At 72.7% G+C, this 1,033-nt stretch carries 1 pseudogene; it reads right to left on the bottom strand.

Annotated features, from left to right (window positions below):
• Positions 1-1,033 (bottom strand): annotated as a pseudogene (locus tag ACZ4LX_RS38265) (type IV secretion protein Rhs); the annotation flags it as partial.

The raw sequence follows: 1,033 nt of genomic DNA, 5'->3' as shown, positions 1-1,033 counted from the left end.
GTCGGCGACGGAGGTCAGATTGCCGTCGGCCCGGTAGGAATAGGTGCGGCTGCTGACCTGGCGTGCCCCGGCGGTGAATGTGCTGGGCGGAGAGCCGTCCGGCCTCGTCCCAGGCCGATGTCACGGTGAGCGCGTCACCGAAAGCGCGGGTGAGCTCCCGGCCGACGGCGTCATGGGTGAAGTCGATCCCCTGGCCGCCACTGGCCAGGTGCTGGGGCCGGCCGTCGGTCCCGTAGGTGTACGAGGTGAGGTGACCGGTGGGTGTGGTGCGGCGCGTGCGGCGGCCCAGGACGTCATAGGCGTAGTTCATGGCGCGGCCGTCGACGAGTTCGGTCTTGGTGAGGCCGCGCCGGTCGTACCGGTAGCGGAGTTCGCTGTCGGGACCGGACGCCTTCAGGAGGCGTCCGGCCCTGTCGTACGCGTAGGACGTCACTTGGCCGTCGACGTCCTTGCCGACCACCTGGCCGAGCTGGTCGCGCTCGAACGCGATGGTCCCGCCGAGCGCGTCGGTGCGGGCGACGACCCGGCCCGCGGCGTCCAGCCGGTAGGTGAGGGTGCGGCCGTCGAAGTCGGTCTCGGAGACCACGCGGCCGGCGGCGTCGTACTCGTAGGACCAGGTCAGCCCTTGCGGGTTGGTGACGCGGGTGAGGCGCAGTTCGTTGTCGTGCTCGAACTCGTGGCGGGTGCCGTCGGGGCCGGTGCGGGCGAGGGGCAGGTCGAAGTGGGTGTACTCGGAGCGGGTGACGCCGCCGGACGCGTCGGTGTGGGTCAGCCGGTTGCCCTCGCCGTCGAAGGTCCATGACTCCGTGGCGCCGTCGGGTCCGGTGCGGCGGGCGAGCTGCCCGTCGGCGTGCCACTCCAGGCGGGTGACACGACCGACCGGGTCGGTGACGCGGACCGGTCTGCCGAGGGCGTCGCGCTCCGTGCGGGTGACGGCGCCGGTCGGGCCCGTCACTTCGACGGCCAGGCCGGACGCGTCGCACACGACGTGGGTCGTGGCACCGAGGGCGTCGGTGACCGAGGTGAGCCGGCC

The organism is Streptomyces sp. NPDC026062, from assembly GCF_055568375.1.
The sequence above is the reverse complement of the archived record's forward strand: the minus strand, read 5'-3'. Positions and strand labels throughout refer to the sequence as shown.